Source organism: Bartonella sp. HY328, from assembly GCF_025449335.1.
Lineage (GTDB): Bacteria > Pseudomonadota > Alphaproteobacteria > Rhizobiales > Rhizobiaceae > HY038.
The window spans coordinates 971,587-992,012 of sequence record NZ_CP104883.1; the positions used below are offsets into that span (position 1 = coordinate 971,587).

General features: G+C 43.5%; 20 protein-coding genes and 1 tRNA gene. 17 read left to right on the top strand and 4 right to left on the bottom strand.

Annotation, left to right across the window (positions count from 1 at the left end; all coding sequences use genetic code 11):
- Positions 1 to 44: 44 nt before the first annotated feature.
- The 7 genes from N5852_RS04015 to ureG all read left to right on the top strand — a co-directional run bounded on the left by N5852_RS04015 (position 45) and on the right by ureG (position 4,962).
- Positions 45 to 347, top strand: a complete 303-nt coding sequence (locus tag N5852_RS04015) for an urease subunit gamma (protein ID WP_262099134.1) — start codon at positions 45 to 47, stop codon at positions 345 to 347.
- 68 nt (positions 348 to 415) lie between these two features.
- Positions 416 to 1,030 (top strand): HupE/UreJ family protein, encoded by a 615-nt coding sequence (locus tag N5852_RS04020; RefSeq protein ID WP_262099135.1) that lies wholly within the window; start codon positions 416 to 418, stop codon positions 1,028 to 1,030.
- 48 nt (positions 1,031 to 1,078) lie between these two features.
- Positions 1,079 to 1,438: an urease subunit beta gene (locus N5852_RS04025; protein ID WP_262099681.1), complete on the top strand. Its 360-nt coding sequence runs from the start codon at positions 1,079 to 1,081 to the stop codon at positions 1,436 to 1,438.
- Positions 1,438 to 3,147: an urease subunit alpha gene (gene ureC / locus N5852_RS04030; RefSeq protein WP_262099136.1), complete on the top strand. Its 1,710-nt coding sequence runs from the start codon at positions 1,438 to 1,440 to the stop codon at positions 3,145 to 3,147. The genes N5852_RS04025 and ureC overlap by 1 nt, the downstream gene beginning before the upstream one ends.
- A 9-nt stretch (positions 3,148 to 3,156) precedes the next feature.
- Complete coding sequence (locus N5852_RS04035) at positions 3,157 to 3,636, top strand: urease accessory protein UreE (protein WP_262099137.1); 480 nt, start codon at positions 3,157 to 3,159, stop codon at positions 3,634 to 3,636.
- A gap of 22 nt (positions 3,637 to 3,658) precedes the next feature.
- Entirely contained in the window at positions 3,659 to 4,330 is a 672-nt protein-coding gene (locus tag N5852_RS04040; protein WP_262099138.1) for an urease accessory protein UreF, read from the top strand.
- Positions 4,327 to 4,962, top strand: a complete 636-nt coding sequence (gene ureG / locus N5852_RS04045) for an urease accessory protein UreG (protein WP_262099139.1) — start codon at positions 4,327 to 4,329, stop codon at positions 4,960 to 4,962. The genes N5852_RS04040 and ureG overlap by 4 nt, the downstream gene beginning before the upstream one ends.
- Positions 4,963 to 5,130: 168 nt before the next feature.
- Here the strand turns inward: ureG and N5852_RS04050 are convergent, their stop codons facing one another.
- Together N5852_RS04050 and N5852_RS04055 are read right to left on the bottom strand one after the other, a co-directional pair.
- Entirely contained in the window at positions 5,131 to 6,039 is a 909-nt protein-coding gene (locus N5852_RS04050; RefSeq protein WP_262099140.1) for a response regulator transcription factor, read from the bottom strand.
- The gene (locus tag N5852_RS04055) at positions 6,032 to 7,561 is read right to left on the bottom strand and encodes an ATP-binding response regulator (protein WP_262099141.1); all 1,530 of its coding nucleotides are present in this window, start codon (positions 7,559 to 7,561) and stop codon (positions 6,032 to 6,034) included. The genes N5852_RS04050 and N5852_RS04055 overlap by 8 nt, the downstream gene beginning before the upstream one ends.
- Positions 7,562 to 7,725: 164 nt before the next feature.
- Between N5852_RS04055 and urtA the strand changes: the two genes are divergently transcribed.
- The 5 genes from urtA to urtE all read left to right on the top strand — a co-directional run bounded on the left by urtA (position 7,726) and on the right by urtE (position 13,477).
- Positions 7,726 to 9,021, top strand: coding sequence for an urea ABC transporter substrate-binding protein (gene urtA / locus N5852_RS04060; protein WP_410004246.1), 1,296 nt, complete (start codon positions 7,726 to 7,728; stop codon positions 9,019 to 9,021).
- Positions 9,022 to 9,212: 191 nt separating this feature from the next.
- Complete coding sequence (gene urtB, locus N5852_RS04065) at positions 9,213 to 10,802, top strand: urea ABC transporter permease subunit UrtB (protein ID WP_410004247.1); 1,590 nt, start codon at positions 9,213 to 9,215, stop codon at positions 10,800 to 10,802.
- Positions 10,799 to 11,962, top strand: a complete 1,164-nt coding sequence (gene urtC / locus N5852_RS04070) for an urea ABC transporter permease subunit UrtC (protein WP_410004229.1) — start codon at positions 10,799 to 10,801, stop codon at positions 11,960 to 11,962. Before urtB ends, urtC begins: the two co-directional genes overlap by 4 nt.
- Positions 11,962 to 12,729, top strand: coding sequence for an urea ABC transporter ATP-binding protein UrtD (urtD, locus tag N5852_RS04075; RefSeq protein WP_262099143.1), 768 nt, complete (start codon positions 11,962 to 11,964; stop codon positions 12,727 to 12,729). The genes urtC and urtD overlap by 1 nt, the downstream gene beginning before the upstream one ends.
- Positions 12,719 to 13,477 (top strand): urea ABC transporter ATP-binding subunit UrtE, encoded by a 759-nt coding sequence (gene urtE, locus N5852_RS04080; RefSeq protein ID WP_262099144.1) that lies wholly within the window; start codon positions 12,719 to 12,721, stop codon positions 13,475 to 13,477. The genes urtD and urtE overlap by 11 nt, the downstream gene beginning before the upstream one ends.
- A gap of 127 nt (positions 13,478 to 13,604) precedes the next feature.
- Here urtE and N5852_RS04085 read toward each other — a convergent pair.
- Positions 13,605 to 13,678: transfer RNA gene (locus N5852_RS04085), tRNA-Gln, on the bottom strand.
- A 376-nt stretch (positions 13,679 to 14,054) separates the two neighbouring features.
- Here N5852_RS04085 and pal point away from each other — a divergent pair.
- Both pal and N5852_RS04095 read left to right on the top strand, forming a co-directional pair.
- Complete coding sequence (pal, locus tag N5852_RS04090; protein ID WP_262099145.1) at positions 14,055 to 14,594, top strand: peptidoglycan-associated lipoprotein Pal; 540 nt, start codon at positions 14,055 to 14,057, stop codon at positions 14,592 to 14,594.
- A 213-nt stretch (positions 14,595 to 14,807) separates the two neighbouring features.
- On the top strand, positions 14,808 to 15,770 hold the full coding sequence (locus N5852_RS04095; protein WP_262099146.1) for a tyrosine recombinase XerC: 963 nt from the start codon (positions 14,808 to 14,810) through the stop codon (positions 15,768 to 15,770).
- A gap of 73 nt (positions 15,771 to 15,843) precedes the next feature.
- Here N5852_RS04095 and N5852_RS04100 read toward each other — a convergent pair whose 3' ends face one another.
- Entirely contained in the window at positions 15,844 to 16,629 is a 786-nt protein-coding gene (locus N5852_RS04100) for a transporter substrate-binding domain-containing protein (RefSeq protein ID WP_262099147.1), read from the bottom strand.
- A 344-nt stretch (positions 16,630 to 16,973) separates the two neighbouring features.
- Here N5852_RS04100 and hisS point away from each other — a divergent pair, with 344 nt between their 5' ends.
- From hisS to hisG, 3 genes are all read left to right on the top strand, one after another.
- Positions 16,974 to 18,485 carry a histidine--tRNA ligase gene (gene hisS / locus N5852_RS04105; protein ID WP_262099148.1) on the top strand — a complete coding sequence of 504 codons (1,512 nt, stop codon included), beginning with the start codon at positions 16,974 to 16,976 and terminating at the stop codon, positions 18,483 to 18,485.
- A 98-nt stretch (positions 18,486 to 18,583) separates the two neighbouring features.
- A complete protein-coding gene (locus N5852_RS04110) occupies positions 18,584 to 19,690 on the top strand; it encodes an ATP phosphoribosyltransferase regulatory subunit (protein WP_262099149.1) in 1,107 nt (368 codons plus the stop codon).
- Between the two features lies 1 nt (position 19,691).
- A complete protein-coding gene (gene hisG, locus N5852_RS04115; RefSeq protein ID WP_262099150.1) occupies positions 19,692 to 20,381 on the top strand; it encodes an ATP phosphoribosyltransferase in 690 nt (229 codons plus the stop codon).
- Positions 20,382 to 20,426 lie beyond the last annotated feature (45 nt).

Genomic DNA, 20,426 nt, shown 5'->3' on the forward strand with positions numbered 1-20,426 from the left:
TAATGGATTACCATTGCGGTCATTGGTTGATTTAAAGGTGCTTTATGAATTTAACACCACGAGAAAAAGATAAGTTATTAGTGGCGATGGCAGCGATTGTTGCGCGTAAACGATTAGAGCGTGGGGTTAAGCTTAATCACCCTGAAGCTATTGCACTTATTACCGATTTTATTGTTGAAGGGGCAAGAGATGGCCGTAGCGTTGCTGACTTGATGGAGGCAGGCGCCCATATCTTAACTCGCGACCAAGTCATGGATGGCATTGCCGAAATGATCTATGATATTCAGGTTGAAGCAACTTTTCCCGATGGTACAAAATTGGTAACGGTGCATCATCCTATTCGTTAGATGCCGCTTATTTCATTCTTGTCATTCCATTTATCAAAACTTATTTTCTTGGTTAGGATAAGCTCATTATGGTTTCATTTAAACAAAAATCTATTATTTTAACTACTATGTTAAGCGCAACATTATTGCAATCGCAATTGGCCTTTGCCCATATCACCAGCGCTCCCCATGATCATAATTCTTTTTTTAGTGGATTTTTGCATCCTTTAAGTGGGCTTGATCATATACTTGTCATGGTAGCAGTTGGTTTATGGGCTGCGCAGCTTGGTGGTAAAGCTTTATGGGCCGTTCCATCTGCTTTTGTTCTAGCAATGGCGCTAGGTTATGGTTTGGCTTTATCGCATGTTGATCTACCGTTTGTGGAGCCTGCTATTTTAGCGTCCACCGTTGCTATTGGTCTTTTAGCCGCTATTGCATTACGCGTTCCAACCGCTATTGCTGTTGTCATTGTTGGTGCATTTGCTGTTTTCCATGGCGCGGCCCATGGCGCTGAAATTGGCACTGCTACCGCTGCCGCCTATGGGCTTGGCTTTGCCCTTGCAACGGCCTTATTGCATATGGCAGGTTTAGCTATTGGTCTTGGTGCAGGGCTATTTTTTGGTGAATATAGTTCAAAAACTGCTACGCGTATTGGTGGTGCATTAACCGCACTTGCCGGCTTATACTTAAGCTTCATGGCGTAAACCAATCAAATCATGCATGCTAAGGAGATATGAATAATGGATACTCCAATGACTGGCAAAGGTAAAAATCCAAGTAAGAATCCAAGTAAGAACCCAAGTAAATTCATTGTTGGTGAAACCATCGTTGCCGATGGCGATATTGAAATGAATAAGGGGAAGGATTTTATTGTCCTTAAAGTGGGCAATAGTGGTGACCGTCCCATTCAGGTTGGGTCGCATTATCATTTTTATGAAGTCAATGCCGCTTTGATTTTTGACCGCGATGCCGCAAGGGGTATGCGCCTTGATATAGCTCCTGGTACTGCTATTCGTTTTGAGCCGGGACAAGAGCGAGATGTGCATTTAATTCCTTTTGGGGGTAATCGCAAAATATTTGGCTTTCGTGGTCAAGTCATGGGGGATTTATAATGGCTCACACATTAAGCCGTAAAGCCTATGCACAAATGTTCGGCCCCACCACCGGCGACCGCGTCCGCTTAGCTGATACGGAATTATTTATTGAAGTAGAGCGCGATTTAACCACTTATGGTGAAGAGGTTAAGTTTGGCGGCGGCAAGGTTATCCGTGATGGCATGGGGCAAAGCCAATTATCCAACGCCCAAGGCGCAATGGATAGTGTCATTACCAATGCGTTGATTATCGATTATAGCGGAATTTATAAGGCCGATATTGGCTTGAAAAATGGCCTTATCGCTGCAATTGGCAAAGCTGGTAATCCCGATGTGCAGGATAATGTGACAATTATCATTGGCCCTGGGACAGAAATTATAGCAGGTGAGGGACGCATCATTACCGCTGGCGGTGTTGACACCCATATCCATTATATTTGCCCCCAGCAAATTGAAGAAGCCCTATGTTCAGGCGTTACCACGATGTTTGGTGGAGGTACAGGGCCCGCCCATGGTACCCTTGCCACCACCTGTACACCGGGGCCTTGGCATATGGCGCGCATGATAGAAGCGGTTGATAATTTGCCCATGAATATTGGCTTTGCTGGCAAGGGTAATGCATCGCGCCCTAATGCTTTGATTGAAATGGTCGAAGCAGGTGCTTGCTCGTTAAAGCTGCACGAAGATTGGGGATCTACCCCTGCCGCAATTGATAATTGCCTAAGCGTTGCTGATGATTATGATGTACAGGTGATGATCCACACCGATACGTTAAATGAATCGGGTTTTGTGGAAGATACAGTCAATGCCTTTAAGGGGCGCACCATTCACGCTTTTCACACTGAGGGGGCGGGCGGCGGTCATGCGCCTGATATTATTAAGGTCTGCGGCTTTAATAATGTTATTCCTGCGTCCACCAATCCAACGCGCCCTTATACGGAAAATACCATTGCTGAGCATCTTGATATGCTCATGGTATGTCATCATTTATCCCCTAAAATTCCAGAGGATATTGCTTTTGCAGAAAGTCGTATTCGCAAAGAAACCATTGCTGCTGAAGATATTTTGCATGATATAGGTGCTTTTTCAGTTATTTCATCGGATAGTCAGGCAATGGGGCGCGTCGGCGAAGTAATTATCCGCACATGGCAAACTGCTGATAAAATGAAAAAACAGCGTGGTAGCTTGGGTGATGATAAATTAAATAGCGATAATTTTAGGGTGCGCCGTTACATTGCTAAATATACGATCAATCCAGCGCTCGCCCAAGGCGTTGGGCATATTCTTGGTTCAATAGAAATTGGCAAGCGTGCTGATCTTGTTTTATGGTCGCCGGCTTTCTTTGGTGTCAAGCCTGATATGGTGTTGCTTGGTGGCATGATTGCAATGGCGCAAATGGGCGATCCTAATGGCTCTATCCCGACGCCGCAGCCAGTCCATTATCGGCCAATGTTTGGCTCGCTTGGCAAGGCAGTTAGCCGCACAAGCCTTACATTCACCAGCCAAGCTGCAATTGACCATGGTTTGCAGCAAAGGCTCAACCTTGAAAAGAAGCTGACGCCTGTTTTAAACACCCGTACAGTGTCCAAAGCATCGATGAAGCTTAACGATCATCTACCCCATATTGAGGTTAATCCTGAAACTTATGAGGTGCGTGCTGATGGTGAATTGCTTATTTGTGAGCCAGCGGATTTTCTTCCCATGGCACAACGCTATTTTCTATTTTAAAGGTGTTTTATGGCTTATAAAACCTATCGCTCGACCAAGATTGCCCAACAAGGTGATGTGGATAGTCTCAATATCTCTGGCGAATTAAACCTTGACCATGAGGAGCGGCATTTACGCCGTAAGCTCTTGCATTTTGATAATGGCGATATGATTATGGTTGATTTAAAGGAAAGCGTGCAGCTTCATGATGGCAGTCTTTTGCAGGCGGAAAGTGGTGAATTTTTCCGTATTTGCGCTAAGAGTGAACCACTTTATGAAGCACGGGCAAAAAATCCGCTACATTTGTTGCAATTGGCTTGGCATCTTGGCAACCGCCATTTATCCGTCGAGATATTTAAAGATCGCATCACTTTGCTGCGCGATCATGTTATTCGCGCTATGTTGGAGGGGCTTGGAGCAACGGTGCGTGAAATTGAAGCGCCGTTTCAACCATTGCATGGTGCCTATCATGAGCATAGTGGCGGGCATGGAAGTAGACATCATCATTAATAATCCATATGATTAAACATCAATGACTATGCATATTGTTGATAGCCCATCTTATTTACGTCTTTTAACTTTATTGTCGCCAACCTTTCCAATTGGCGGCTTTGCCTATAGTCATGGGCTTGAGCAAGCGGTGCATGATGGCTATGTTAGCGATAGTCTTACACTTGTTCATTGGCTAAAAAACCTGTTAGAATTTGGCTCAATATATAATGATGCCGTTCTTTTGCATGTCACTTATGGCTTGGTAAAGAGTAATCAACCGCTTGAACCTGTTATTGACATTGCTTTTGCACTTTCTACCTGCCGAGAGCGGCAGCTGGAAACCGAGTTACAAGGCAAGGCTTTTTTAGATCATGCCCAATATCTTGGCTTTACCAATCCGCAAGGTGTAAAATCTGCGGCGTATCCCATTGCTGTTGCTATTGTTGCGGCCTTTTTTGATATTCCCGTTAACTCTACCATGGCTGCTTTTTTGCATGGCTTTATTTCAAATTTAGTGCAAGTTTCTATACGTCTTGGTGTCATTGGACAAATTGACGGTGTTAAAACCATGCAGCAATTACAAAACACAATTGCCTCTATCTGTGATAATTGCCAAGATTTAAAGCTTGAGCAACTTGGCTCAGGCACTATTCTTGCTGATATTTGCGCAATGCGACATGAAAATCTAGTATCAAGGATCTTTCGCTCATGACTTCTGCTTTTTCTGAAAATGGCCCTTTGCGTATTGGTATTGGTGGGCCAGTTGGTTCAGGCAAAACCACTTTAACCGAAATGCTATGTAAGGCCTTACGCGATCGTTATTCGATTGGTGTTGTCACCAATGATATTTACACCAAGGAAGATGCGCTGATTTTAAACCGCTTGCAAGCTTTGCCAGAAGATCGCATCATTGGTGTTGAAACGGGCGGATGTCCCCATACCGCTATTCGTGAAGATGCCAGCATTAATTTGCAAGCCATTGCCGATTTACGCGAGCGCCATAGCGATCTTGATATGGTGTTTATTGAATCGGGCGGTGATAATCTTGCCGCAACCTTCTCACCTGATCTTGCTGATTTAACCCTTTATGTTATTTCTGTCTGTCAGGGGGAAAAAATTCCGCGTAAAGGTGGGCCGGCTATCACGCGCTCGGATTTGTTGATCGTTAATAAGAAAGATCTAGCCCCTTATGTTGGTGCTGATCTTGATGTCATGCAGGAAGATACCAAACAACAGCGCGGCATGAAGCCATTTGTCTTTACCGACATGCTGCGCCGTGATGGGCTTGATGAGGTCATTGCTTTTATTGAAAAAGCCGGTGGATTTATCCGCAGCTTCGGCTGATGTCTTTAAATTGAAGCCACCTAAATCAGCAGTGCATCATGCAGTTGTGCCTGTTACAAAATGCTCTATCAACCCATCTTGTTTAATTTTCGTTAATAGGCTCTTTTTCATGCTTATACCAACAAACTTTCTCATTTATCTAGTACAGCCCCTTAACTTTTTTAAAAATTAATCTTCTTGATGGATAGAACGGGTTAATAGGGCTGCGGCTGCCGCCCTATTTTCGACCCCTAATTTGGAAAAAATAGATTCCAAATGCTTATTAACTGTGCGTGGTGATAGTCCCAATATGTCGGCAATATCCTTATTGGATTTTCCATGGCCTAGCCACTCGCAAATCTCGGTTTCTCGCGCAGTTAATTCAAAGCGTTGTTGCAGGCGTTTTGCTGCACTTTCATCAACACTATTAAGGCGAAAAAGATATTCATCATTACCGCTTTGTGCCATATAGGTAAGTTTTAAATGTTGATCCTCATGGGCAATATCAAGCGAGCTACCAAGGGGTGATTTATTTTGCAAAAACGGTACTAATTGGTTTTGTTGCCAGTTTTGGGATAAAGTGTCTTTTTCCATATTTACTAATAATTGCGAAGCTTGCGGCGTTGACCAAAGTATTTTGCCAAGCATATTGCAAGCAAAAAGAAAACGACCGCTAAAATCAAGCGCAGTGCGGGCAGATTGGGTAGCACGGGCATTTTTAAGATGCACATGAAGGCGCGCCAACATTTCATCAATTTTTATCGGCTTGGTAATATAGTCAACTGCACCTGCCTCAAGCCCTTTAATCATGTTGTCACTATCATCAAGTCCGGTCATAAAAATAATCGGCACATGGGCAAGGGATGGATCAGATTTCAATTTCAGCGTGGTGGCAAAACCATCCATATGGGGCATAATCGCATCCATAAAAATAAGATCTGGGGTTACACGCTTAACAATTTCTAACGCATCTTTGCCATTTAGTGCGGCAAGCACCATGGCTTTACTTGGCGCAAGCGCGTCTTGCATCAGGTTTTGCATTTCTGCACTATCATCAATAACAAGGATAATAACACGTTCCAAGGTTTTATTATTCATGATCGATTTGTTCCAATAGCTGATGATAGGTGTGAAAATTATAGTTTGATGCGGCTTTGTGCAAAGCTTGTAACCATTGTTGCGTGGCTATATCATCATAGGTTGCAAGCATCTGGTCAACATGGTTGATGATGCCTGTTTGATACCCAATTGCCGCCAATTGCTTTAACTGGTCTATATCTTCATTAGCAATATGTACCTTTTGTCTCTCTCTTTTTACTTCCTTTACATCATCATAAAGCCAGTTAATGGGTAAAAATTTAACGATGAGATCGGTTAAATCTTGATGAATAAATGGTTTTGCAAGCTTTGCATTATGCGGCCTATCTTCACCATCTAAGCGAGCAATCTCGCCAATATTGGCTGATAGCATGATGATTGGGCTTTTATAACCTTGCTGCCTTATTAATTTTGCAAGTTCCCAACCAGAAAGATGCGGCATTTCAATATCAAGAATAAAAAGATCAATCGTAATATTTATTAAAATGTCTTTGGCTAGATTGCCATTTTCCGCCAAATATATTTGAAAGCCAAGTGGCTCAAGCAAATCACGGATAAGATCACGTTGCGTTTCATCATCATCCACCAGCAAAATGCTTTGCCGCTTGCCACTATAGCCGGTTATTTTAAGCGCGTTATGTGGCTTTGTTACTTGATTGGCTTGGATAGATGAAAGCATGAGGGTCACACAAAATTCGCTACCCTTGCCATAGTCACTGTTAACGCTAATATCGCCGCCCATCATATTGGTGAGAAGACGGGTTATGGTAAGTCCAAGACCAAGGCCTTTTATGTGGGCAGTATTGTCCTCAATACGCTCAAAAGGTTCAAAAATGCGCTCTAAGTATTCTTGTCTAATACCTTGGCCACTATCTTCTACATGAAAGTGGGCAATGCCGTTGCGCCAAAAAATGTTAAATTTTATATAGCCCTTATCGGTATATTTAACCCCATTGGATAAAAGATTGATTAATACTTGCCGCAATCTTTTTTCATCACCTTTGACAAAGGCGGGTAAATGATCGGGCTTGTTATAAATAAAATCCAATCCCTTTTCTTCAGCTTGTAATTTAAAAATATCAACAATCTGGTCAAGAAATTGCTCAAAATCTATTTGCCCTATTTGCAATTGCATGCGCCCAGTTTCAATGCGCGAAATGTCGAGCAAACCATCAATCAGGCTGGAAAGATGCTCACCGCTACGGCGAATAATATGAATAGGCTTTTGGTCGATATCAGCCTTTTGTTCAAGCAATTGTGCATAGCCTAAAATTGCATTAAGCGGCGTACGCAATTCATGCGACATACCAATAATATAGCGACTTTTGGCGTGATTGGCATTTTCAGCCTTGTCTTTGGCTTTTTGTAATTCAAAATTGGTATTTTGTAATTCCAATAAGGTGTCACGCTGCTTGCGCTGTAAACGCCAAATAATTGTAGTGCTAATTGCAATGATTGCCGCAATCACCATTAGGCTGATTGCTATTAAAATAGTAAATTGCATGTCATTGCCAGTTAGCATTCCAACTCCCCCACATAAAGCTATGTTATAGGATGAAAGACACCTACGTCAATTGACGTATGGGCAGGAGTTTATTTTTATGGTCACATCATCTTTAGAAAATCTCTTAAAATTTTCATAGAATAAGGGCGTTTGCCGCTCGATAATTAGGGAACCTCAAGATGATCAAATTACAAAAGACCCTCGCTTTGTTTGGCTTAATACATGCGGCGATTTTTATGACGCCATTGGCGGCCTATGCACAAGAAGAGGAGGTTATCAAGGTTGGCGTGCTTCATTCGCTTTCTGGCACTATGGCAATTTCTGAAACCACCTTAAAAGATACCGTTTTGATGCTCATTGACGAGCAGAATAAAAAAGGCGGTTTGCTGGGAAAAAAATTGGTCGCCGTAGTGCAAGATCCCGCATCTGATTGGCCGCTTTATGCTGAAAAAGCTCGCCAACTTATCACCCAAGATAAGGTTGATGTAATATTTGGTGGCTGGACTTCATCATCGCGCAAGGCGGTTTTGCCAGTAGTTAAGGAATTAAATGGCTTGTTTTTCTATCCTGTCCAATATGAGGGGGAAGAATCTGAGCGCAATATTTTTTATACTGGCGCGGCTCCCAACCAGCAAGCAATACCAGCCGTTGATTATTTAATGAATGAAGAAGGCGTTGAACGTTGGGTTTTAGCAGGAACGGATTATGTTTATCCGCAAACCACCAATAAAATCCTTAAAGCCTATTTGAATAGCAAAGGTGTTAAGGATGAAGATATTTTAGTTAATTATACGCCCTTTGGTCATTCTGATTGGCAAACCATTGTTACCAACATCAAAAATTTCGGCAGCACAGGTAAAAAGACGGCGGTGATCAGCACGATTAATGGCGATGCTAATGTTCCCTTTTATAAGGAACTTGCTAATCAAGGCGTAAAGGCTGAAGATATTCCGGTTATTGCCTTTTCTGTCGGTGAGGAGGAATTAGCTGGACTTGATACTTCCCCACTTGTTGGCCATCTTGCCGCATGGAATTATTTCCAATCAGTTGATACGCCGATAAATTCTGAATTTATTGATACTTGGCATGGTTTCATCAAGGATGATAAGCGCGTTACCAATGACCCGATGGAAGCGCATTATATCGGCTTTAACATGTGGGTTAAGGCTGTAGAGGCGGCTGGTACCACCAAACCCGATGCAGTGATTGATGCCATGATTGGAGTATCTGTCCCCAATCTTTCTGGTAGCTTTGCCACTATGATGCCCAACCACCATATAATGAAACCCGTTTTAATTGGCGAAATTCAAGAAGATGGTCAATTTGCCATTGTCCATGCAAGTAATGGGCTCATTCTTGGTGATGAATGGTCAGATTATCTCGAAGGCTCAAAAGATCTTATTTCTGATTGGCGTAAACCGATGAATTGCGGCAATTTCAATGTAAAAACCGGTAAATGCGGCGGCTCTGCCCAATAGATCAATCAAGAAATTTTTGAGTATTTTATAGCTTTTTGAAAATGCAATAAATGCTCGCCTTTCATCAAGTCCTTTATCATTAACCATAGGATAGGGCTTGATGCTTTTTAAGGACAAGCAAAATGTTTAGTCTATTTCGCTCTTTATTGGGAGTTTTGCGGCTGTGTCTTGGCTTTTTAGCAGTTTTTCTAATGCCTATTTTTATCACAAATGGCTTTGCGCAAAATAGTGATGCACAAGTTGCAATGGATCTACGTCGCCTTGTCAATGCCTTAGGCGAAGGTTCGTTTAATGAAAAATCAAAAGCGATTAGTGATCTTGCAAGTCTAAATGATCCACAAATTGATCTTGTTCTAAATGCTATGAATGAGGGACGTTTGGCGGTGCAAAATAGCAATAAATCGGTTGTTATTCTGGATAGTCGCGATGGTAAAATACATGCAATAGATGCTTTAACCAATGCTGACTTTGGTGTGCAGGCAACAGCATCCTACAAAAAAATAGCGCTAAATAATCGTTTGCGCCGTGATCTTGGCGCTGCCATCGGCCAACGCACCTTGATGAGTGATGTGCTGTCAAAGCGCCAAGAGGCAGCGGCAAATATGCTGCGAAATCGCGATATCGCCAATTTACCTCTATTGGATAAAGCCATTGCTCAAGAAACGGACTTACAGGCTTTAACCCTAATGCAGCAGGCAAGAGCAGCAACAATAATCAATACCGATATAGCAATTGAGCAAAAAATTGCCGCGATTGAGGTGATTGAAAGCCTGCCTGCACGTGATGCCATTGCATTTTTAACGCCGCTTGCAACAGACCAAAATTTGGTGGGGAAAAAAGCCCGCACAGCATTATCGGCGATGGAGCAAAAGTTACAATTTCAAGCTGCAGGTCAAAATGTCATTTATGGTTTATCACTTGGCTCGGTTTTGCTCTTGGCGGCGATTGGCCTTGCCATTACCTTTGGCGTAATGGGCGTTATTAATATGGCGCATGGCGAAATGGTGATGATTGGCGCTTATTCCACTTATCTTGTTCAAAGCTTGATTAAACAGCATATGACAGTGCTTAATGAGTGGTCTATTCTGATCGCCTTGCCAATTGCCTTTTTAATCACTGGCGCAATTGGTGTTTTATTGGAGCGCAGTGTTATTCGCTGGCTCTATGGTCGCACGCTTGAAACCTTGCTGGCAACTTGGGGTGTTTCTCTTATCTTGCAGCAGGCTATACGCTCGATGTTTGGTGCGTCTAACCGAGAGGTTGCAAGCCCGTCATGGTTGTCGGGCAATTATGAAATTTGGGGCATGAGCATTACCGCATCAAGGCTTTGGATTATTGCTTTTGCTTTAATCGTCTTTTTTAGCCTGCTTTTATTAATGAAACGCTCGTTTTTTGGTTTGCAAATGCGTGCTGTTACCCAAAACCGCGCTATGGCTAATGTCATGGGTATCCGTACCCCGTGGGTCGATGCTTTAACCTTTGGTCTTGGTTCGGGCATTGCTGGGCTTGCCGGCGTTGCTTTAACCCAGATTGATAATGTTAGCCCCAATCTTGGCCAAGGCTATATTATTGATAGTTTCATGGTGGTGGTGTTTGGCGGTGTGGGTAATTTATGGGGCACATTGGTAAGTGCTTTTACTCTTGGTATTGCCAATAAATTGCTTGAGCCATGGGTGGGTGCAGTGCTTGGTAAAATCCTGCTGCTCGTCTTTATTATCTTATTCATTCAAAAACGTCCGCGTGGTCTCTTTGCACAAAAAGGAAGGGCGGTTGAGGCATGATATCGTCATTATTTCACAAAACAAAAGGTAATTTCGCGCAGATAGCGGTAAGCTTTATAATGATATTTACCCTATTGGTGATTGCTGGTAACCTCTTAATACCAGCAACATCTTCCCTTCATATTCCAACTTATTTCATGTCATCACTATTTGGCAAATATTTTTGCTATGCACTATTGGCCGTTGCCCTTAATATGGTGTGGGGTTATTGCGGCATATTATCGCTCGGTCATGCGGCATTTTTTGCACTAGGTGGCTATGTTATGGGCATGTATCTAACCCGCCAAATCGGCCCGCGCGGCGTTTATGGCGATCCGGTCTTGCCCGACTTTATGGTGTTTTTAAACTGGAAAGAATTGCCATGGTTCTGGTTCGGCCTCGATAATTTTTGGTTCTGTGCCTTGTTAATCATGCTAGTGCCGGGTGTTTTAGCCTATGTATTTGGTTGGCTTGCCTTTCGCAGTCGTGTGAGTGGTGTTTATTTTTCAATTATTACCCAAGCACTTACCTATGCTTTAATGCTCGCGTTTTTTCGCAATGATATGGGCTTTGGCGGCAATAATGGCCTTAATGACTTTAAGGATATTTTAGGCTTTTCTATTCAGGCCGATAGCACCCGCGCCGCTTTATTTTTTGCAAGCGCCGTATTTTTAAGCCTTGGTATTCTTTCTTCAGCCTATCTGATTAAATCACGCGCTGGTAAAGTTTTAATTGCGCTGCGTGATGGTGAAAGCCGCACGCGTTTTTTAGGCTATAGGGTGGAAAACTATAAGCTCGCAGTGTGGACATTCTCCGCTATTTTAGCTGGTATTGCTGGCGCACTTTATGTGCCACAAATTGGCATTATTAACCCGTCAGAATTTGCCCCTGCTAATTCAATTGAAGTGGTGATCTGGGTGGCAGTTGGTGGACGCGGCACCTTGCTAGGGCCAGTGATTGGTGCCATCTTGGTCAATTTTGGCAAAACATGGTTTACATCCGTGCTTCCTGAATTTTGGCTGTTTGCCCTTGGCGCTTTGTTTGTTGTGGTTACGTTGTTTCTACCAAAAGGGCTTATCGGACTTATAGATAAGTTTAAAGCCCACTTTGGAGGCGATTCATTAAAGCCAGAAGATGACGCTAATAGTTTGGATATTGTTGAGGCAAAGGTGGGCAAATAATGAAACAGGATATCAACCATGCGACAACCAATGCCCTGCTTTATCTTGATGGCGTGCATCGAAGTTTTGACGGCTTTAAAGCAATTAACGGTCTTTCCTTGATTATCGAAGCGGGGGAAATGCGAGCCATTATTGGCCCCAACGGCGCTGGAAAAACCACGATGATGGATATTATCACGGGCAAAACCAAACCCGATCGCGGCGAGGTGTTTTTCCAATATGGCAATATTGATCTCACCCAATATGATGAGGCAGCCATTGCCATGATGGGGATTGGCCGCAAATTCCAAAAACCAACGGTGTTTGAACATCATACCATCGCGGATAATCTCGAGCTTGCCTTGCATAATGATCGGCGTGTTTTTAAAACCTTGTTTGGCTCACTTAATCATAGCCAAAGGCGGCGTATTGATGAAATTTTGGGTATCATTCGCCTTGGCGATAGACGCCATTTGCTTGCTGGCTCTTTAAGTCATGGTCAAAAGCAATGGTTGGAAATTGGTATGCTTTTGGCGCAAGACCCAAAACTATTGTTAATTGATGAGCCTGCTGCTGGCATGACCGATGATGAAACAATGGAAACCGCAAGCCTGTTAAAATCCATCGCTGGCGCCCATTCGGTCGTGGTAGTTGAACATGATATGGTTTTTGTGCGTGAGCTTGGTGTCAAAGTTACCTGCCTTCACGAAGGGGCAGTGCTTGCTGAAGGTTCAATTGATGCGGTGAGTTCAAATCCGCAAGTGGTGGAGGTTTATCTTGGTCGCTAGTCAATTATCATCCGTTGATGATCGGCAAAATCATGTCGGCGAAAATAGTCTTGATGTTGCAGGTATTAATCTATTTTATGGTGCGGCACAGGCCTTAAAAAATATTTCAATTAAGGCAGAGGCTGGCAAGGTTACTTGTATTCTCGGTCGCAATGGTGTGGGTAAAACCTCTATCATGCGGGCAATTTGCGGATTATCAGCGATAAAATCTGGAGAAATTGTTTTTAATGGCGAAAATATTGCCAATCTTGCAGCTTATGAGCGCACCCGTAAAGGCATTGCCAGCGTGCCGCAGGGGCGCGAAATTTTCCCACTTTTAACGGTTGAAGAAAATTTAAAAACTGGCTTTGCTCCTCTAACGCGTGGCAACCGCACTATTCCAGAAGTGGTATTTGATCTTTTCCCTGTGCTTGCCAGCATGTTGCATCGGCGCGGCGGCGATTTATCGGGAGGTCAACAACAGCAATTGGCAATTGGCCGTGCATTGGTAACAAGGCCAAAATTATTACTGCTTGATGAACCAACCGAAGGTATTCAGCCATCAGTTATCAAGGATATTGGCCGCGCCATTGCCTTTTTGCGTGATCAAGGCGATATGGCGATTGTTCTGGTAGAGCAATATTTTGACTTTGCCCAAGAATTGGCAGATAATTTTTATATGCTTGATCGTGGTGAAATTGTCATGGAGGGCAATAAAAAAGATATTATCGCGCAAGAAAATGAGGTGCGTGCATGGATGACCGTTTAGCTATTTAACCAATACAAAATAACAAGGCGCGAATGGAATGTATCTAATCTAACTTTAAAAGGTGTCTAACCTTGATTTTTTAGATTTCAGCCGGTTCAAATTGTCACTTAATTTCAATGATTTATTTTGGCTGGGGAACCTGGATTCGAACCAAGACTAGCGGAGTCAGAGTCCGCTGTTCTACCCTTAAACTATTCCCCAAGACAGATTGGCGGCAAATATATTAATGCCGAATCTTCCAGTGCGGTGACTTCTAGCATATTTTGCAAGGCAATCAAGACTAAAAAGCGCAAAATATGCAATCTTTTGATGTTGATTCGACTTTTTTACCGCCATGTTGCATCAACAAATCAAGCATGTTGTAAATTTAATTGATAGTTGCCGTTTAAACGCCGTAATTTTTGGTGATGAAAACTGCAAGCCTTGATGATGTTTTTTGTCTTTTTTACAGAAAAATGCGTCAAAAAGTGATAAAAATTTCATGTTTATTGTTTATTAACCATAGTTATTGAATTGCCTTTAATGAACTTAGGCTAAAGACAAATTATCAACAGACCAACTAAGGGAGTGCCGGCACATGCGCCGTTTCCAGACAATTATACGCCATCCCGTTACGGTAGCACTTTTTCTTTCGCTTACCCTTGCTGGTTGCGCTAAGAAAAACACCGGTTTAGATGCCAATGGCCAATATGGCGCCAATGGTCAATATGGTGCCAATGGCCAATATGGCTCAGGTAGTGCAAGACCAGGAACATCGCAAGATTTCACCGTAAATGTTGGTGATCGCGTGTTCTTTGAGCTTGATTCATCTTCTATTCGTGGCGATGGCCAGCAAACTTTGATGCGCCAAGCGCAATGGTTGAAGCGTTATCCTAACTATACCATCACCGTTGAAGGCCATGCCGATGAACGCGGTACCCGTGAATATAATATCGCTCTTGGTCAGCGCCGTGCAGTTGCTGCCCGCGATTTCTTGATTTCACAAGGCATTTCACCTAACCGTATGCGCACCATTTCTTATGGTAAAGAGCGTCCGGTTGCTGTTTGTGACGATATTTCTTGCTGGTCACAAAACCGCCGTGCTGTTACCGTGCTCAACAATGCGCCAAATAGCTAAATCTTGGCTTTATTGCGGGCTTTAGAGCGCATTTCGATCTGATTGGACCAGATCAGCGCCTTAATCCCTTGTTTACACCGCGTTTTTTGTCCGAAAACCGCTTTACACTTTTCGGAAAACGCTCTAAGATTTAAATATTTATAAAAAAATAAAGGCTTATCCATTATTATGTGGGTAAGCCTTTTTGCTAATCGCAGCTTAAATGGAAAGACCATGAAGAGTGATGAACTAAATGATATAGAGCTATTACCTGCTAAAGCTGATGTATTATTGGCCCGCAAAAATTGGCTTGAAAATCTTTTAAATACGCGGCGCTTATCAAACCTAACCATTGAAGCTTATGAGCGTGATACGCGGCAGTTTTTGCATTTTTTTGCCCAATATAATGGTCACGCAGTATCTTTTGGCGATATAACTGCTTTAAAAGTGAGCGATTTACGCAGCTTTTTAGCAGCAAGGCGGCGCGATGATATAAGTGCACGCAGTTTGGGACGTGGTCTTGCGGGTATTCGTTCATTTTTTGATTATCTTGGCCGCCAAGACCTTGCCCATGTTCCCGCCGCTAAAGTTATTCGTAGCCCCAAACCAGATAAGCGTTTACCAAAACCGCTTGCACCCCAAAGCGCGCGCGATGTGGTTTCAATCGCCGCGCAAGACAACGAAGAGCCGTGGGTTTGCGCCCGTAATGCTGCCGTCTTAACACTGCTTTATGGTTGCGGTTTGCGTATTTCAGAAGCCTTGTCGCTGCAAGCTAAAGAGCTTGAAAATGCCGCGCAAACCAGTCTCTATATCACTGGTAAGGGCGGTAAAACCCGTCTTGTGCCAATTTTACCCGCAGTTTTTACTGCTGTGGATCATTATCGAAAACTTTGCCCTTTTGCTTTGGAGCGTGAAGAGCCGCTATTTCGAGGGGTAAGAGGCGGTGCTTTGCAACCAGCTATTATTCAGCGTGCTGTTCAGTATATGCGCGGCAGCCTTGGTCTGCCGGATAGTGCAACGCCGCATGCATTGCGCCATTCTTTTGCAACCCATTTATTAACCGCAGGTGGGGATTTGCGTTCTATTCAAGAATTGCTTGGCCATGCCAGTCTTTCAACAACGCAGATTTATACTCAAGTGGATACAGAGCGTTTATTAGCAGTTTATCAAAATGCCCATCCGCGCGCTGATAGATAATCATATACACAAAAAAGCCTGCTGCAAAGTTTGGAGAATTGCAGCAGGCTTATTGTTGGTTATGTCTTAAAGATTAATCTTTCTTTTTAAAAGATACATCATAACCAAAATATTGATTAGATAATTTGCTGACAGTGCCATCATCAGTTAACTCAGTAATCGCTTTATCAACGCGAGCTTTTAATGCGCTATTGCCTTTTTTCATAGCAACGCCAATGCCTTGGCCAAATTCAGGATAATCAGCACCGGTAAGGATTGGGCCAAAGCGTTCAATCTTGTGGTCGTCCTTCAATAAGCCTTCCCAAACAGTAATTTCAAGAAGAGCAGTATCAAGACGGCCAGCTAGAATATCATCAACGATTTGTTCATTGCGTTCATAAATACGCACATCCGCATCTTTAAAATGAGCTTTCACTACAAATTCATGAGTGGTGCCACTTTGTACGCCAATAACCTTATTTTCTAAAGCCTTTTCAAGTTCTGCAGTGGTTTTAACGTCTTTTAGCGGGCTATCAGCTAGCGCTGCGAATTGATAAGGTGATTCACCATAAGGAATGGAAAAATCCACGTTTTTTGCCCGTTCTTCGGTGATAGAAATGCCAGAAAGCAACATGTCAAATTTGCCAATTTGCAAGCTTGGCAATAAGCCATCATAGGCTTGGTTGGTCCATGTGCAGGTGGCATCAATCTTTTGGCAAATAGCATCACCCAAATCGCGCTCAAAGCCAGTAATTTCGCCAGTTGGTGTGGTGAAACCCCATGGTGGAAAATCAGCGCTTATACCAAGGCGCAGATTTTCAGCATTGGCATTACTGACAAAAAGCGCCACTGCCATGGTGGCAATTGCAAATAATTTCATACTCGTTCCTTTTAACCCAATATTCAAACTTAATCCTAGCATATGCCATAAACCGCGTTTGTTAAACCTATTTTTGTAAATTTGATGTGGTTTAATTTTAGTGTTTTATCTTGCTAAATTTTGAAAAGCATCACAATTGGCTTTAAAAATCAGGTCCTGACCCTAATCAGCTGGAAGATATTGCCGATAACCTAAAATTTAAAGCAAATGCTTTCAATCAATACTTGTTTGATTTGCCTTTTCAATGTTAAAGGCAATAGATATAAATTTATCAATTAACTCATGTATATACATGTATATATGGGTTTTAATGACTGTGAACGAAAAGACAAAGGCGAAAGCAAATGGCTAAAGACAAAGAAAAAACCAAGGCAAGACTACCGCGTGGATTTGTTGACCGCCATCCTGCCGAATTGCGCGCCGCCGAAGAAATGATGTCAACCATTCGCGGTGTTTATGAGCTTTATGGTTTTGAACCCGTTGAAACTCCGATTTTTGAATATACTGATGCATTGGGCAAGTTTTTGCCTGATCAAGATCGCCCTAATGAAGGGGTATTTTCGCTACAAGATGATGATGAGCAATGGTTGTCGCTGCGTTATGATTTAACTGCGCCACTGGCGCGTTTTGTTGCTGAAAATTTTGAAACCTTGCCAAAGCCCTATCGCAGCTATCGCGCTGGTTGGGTGTTCCGTAATGAAAAGGCAGGCCCTGGCCGCTTCCGTCAATTCATGCAATTTGATGCCGATACGGTCGGCGCTGAAAATGTAACAGCAGATGCTGAAATTTGCATGATGGCTGCCGACACATTAGAAAAGCTTGGCATTGCGCGCGGTGATTATGCAATCCGCGTTAATAACCGCAAAGTGCTTGATGGTGTTTTGGAATTGATTGGCCTTGGTGAGGCGCAAAACAGTGCAAAGCGCCTGACGGTTTTACGCTCGATTGATAAGCTTGATAAATTTGGCGAAGAGGGCGTGCGCGCATTGCTAGGTAAAGGCCGCGCGGACGAAAGTGGCGATTTTACCAAAGGCGCAGAGCTTAGCGAAGACGCCATTGAAAAAGTTATTGCTTTTACAGCTGCTGGCGGAAAAACTGGCAGTGAAACAATTGCCAATTTGACGAAAGTGGTTGAAGGCAGTGAGCGCGGCCTTGAAGGCGTGCGCGAATTGCAAGAAATGAATGTGCTATTTGATGCAGCAGGCTATCAAGGACGGGTTAAGATTGATCCTTCCGTGGTGCGCGGCCTTGAATATTATACAGGCCCGGTTTTTGAGGCCGAATTACTATTTGACGTGGTCAATGAAGATGGCCAAAAGGTTGTCTTTGGCTCGGTAGGCGGCGGCGGTCGTTATGATGGTTTGGTGTCGCGCTTTCGTGGCCAGCCTGTGCCAGCAACGGGCTTTTCCATTGGTGTATCACGCCTTATGACTGCGCTTAAAAATCTAGGCAAGTTAGATCTTTCGACTAGCGTTGGCCCTGTTGTAGTATTGGTTATGGACCGCGACAGTGAAGCGCTGGTGCGTTATCAAAAAATGGTGACTGATTTGCGCCTTGCGGGTATTCGCTCAGAGCTTTATGTCGGTGACACCGGCATGCGCTCGCAAATGAAATATGCTGATCGCCGTAATGCGCCTTGCGTTGTCATTCAAGGCTCTAATGAGCGTGAGGCAGGCACAGTTGAAATTAAGGATCTATTGGAGGGGCTACGCCTATCGGCTGAGATTGCTGATAATGAAACTTGGCGTCAAAGCCGCCCTGCGCAAGTAACTGTTAGTGAAGCCGAACTTGTGCAAGAGGTGCAAAAAATCCTTGCCGCACAAGAAGAAGATAGAAAAGCGGCAAAGCCGCAATAAAAGCGTAATAAGAATAGATCAATATTATTCTTTAACCTATGAAGGCGGATTATTGGCTTTCATAGGTTACGTTACTAAGTATAAAGACAGGCTACATTATGACAGCAGAAAGACCAACAAACGCGGCACGCGTCACCGCAGTTTTTAGCCAAATGGGGTTAGAACCTGTAAATGTGCCGATTTTACAACCTGCCGATCCTTTCCTTGATATTGTTGGTGAAGATTTGCGCCGCCGCATTTTCATGACTGAAAATGAAAATGGTGACAGTCTTTGCTTGCGTCCTGAATTTACCATTCCTGTTTGTTTAAACCATATTGCTGAAAATCATGATACGCCGCGCCGCTATGCTTATATTGGCGAAGTGTTCCGCCAAAGACGGGTTGGCACTGGTAGCTTTGTGCAAGCAGGCATTGAAGATTTGGGCGAAGCGAATGAAGCCGAGGCTGATGCGCGCTCGCTGCATGATGCGTTTACACTGGTTGATGACGTTTCATCGCTAACGATTGATAAGATTTTAATTGGCGATCAGGCACTTTTTGCCGCTGTTTTAAATGCGCTGGGTCTACCTCATGGCTGGCAAAAAAAGCTCATGCGCTGTTTTGGTAATGACCAGCTTTTGCAAGCACTGCTTGCGGATTTTGCAAAACCCCGCGAGCGGCTACAATTGCCCGATCATATAGCACAAAAAATCGCAAATCATGATAAGGATGGTTTGCAAGACTTGCTTGAAGCGGAAATGGTTAATGCCAATATTTCGCCAGCATTTTCGCGCAGCCCTAAAGAAATTGCCCAGCGATTAATTGAAAAGGCAGAGCTTGCAGAAGTGCAATTAGATCCAAAATCCATGGCGGCTTTGCAAGAATTTTTGAAGTTTGATGTCGCGCTTGATAAAGCGGTTGATATTTTAAATGGCTTTGCCAAAGCCAACCATTTGCAGCTTGATGATGTAATTGAGCGTTTTTCTGCCCGCAGCAAAGCGATTGTAAAAGCAGGATTTGATCTTGATAAATTACATTATGATGCCGCTTTTGGCCGCCCGCTTGATTATTATACCAGCCTTGTTTATGAAATCCGCTCGCAAAATGGCGAGGTGATGATTGGCGGTGGCCGTTATGATAGTCTTTTAACTATGCTTGGTGCAAAAAAGCCCATACCTGCCGTTGGTTTTTCCATGTGGCTTGATCGGGTAGGGGGAGATTTATAAAATGGCAATTACTTTAGCACTTCCCTCCAAGGGCAGATTAAAAGAAAAGTCGTTGGAATTATTAAAAAAGGCAGGTTATGAGGTGGTCTTGCCTGAAGATGACCGCAGCTACCGCGCCCATATTGCCAATGCACCTGAAATAGATTTGCAATTCTTGTCAGCCTCTGAAATTGCCCGCGAGCTTGGCTATGGCCGAGTTGATCTTGGTGTTACTGGTGAAGATTTAATCCGTGAATCCCTTGCCCATGCTGACGAGCGGGTTAAGGTGGAATTGCCCTTGGGCTTTGGCCATGCGGATGTGGTGGTGGCTGTGCCGCAGGTTTGGCATGATGTATCAACCATGGCTGATCTTGATGATGTGGCGGCAGATTTTCGTCAGCGTCATGGCCGCCGTTTGCGCATTGCCACCAAATATTGGCGTTTGACACAAAAATTCTTTTCGCAAATGCATGGCATTCAAGTCTATCGCATTGTTGAAAGCTTGGGAGCGACAGAGGGCGCACCAGCCGCCGGCTCTGCCGATATGATTGTTGACATTACCTCAACGGGTGCAACTTTAACCGCCAATCAGTTAAAAGTGCTTGATGACGGGGTGATTTTGAAATCAGAGGCTTGCCTTATTGCATCAAAGCAAACCAAAGAAAAAGCTCTAAGTGATGAGGTTATAAGCCGCATGAAGGCTATTATTTAATTTAACTATGGCAAGATTATCGCGTGTTTTTATAAAATATTAAGG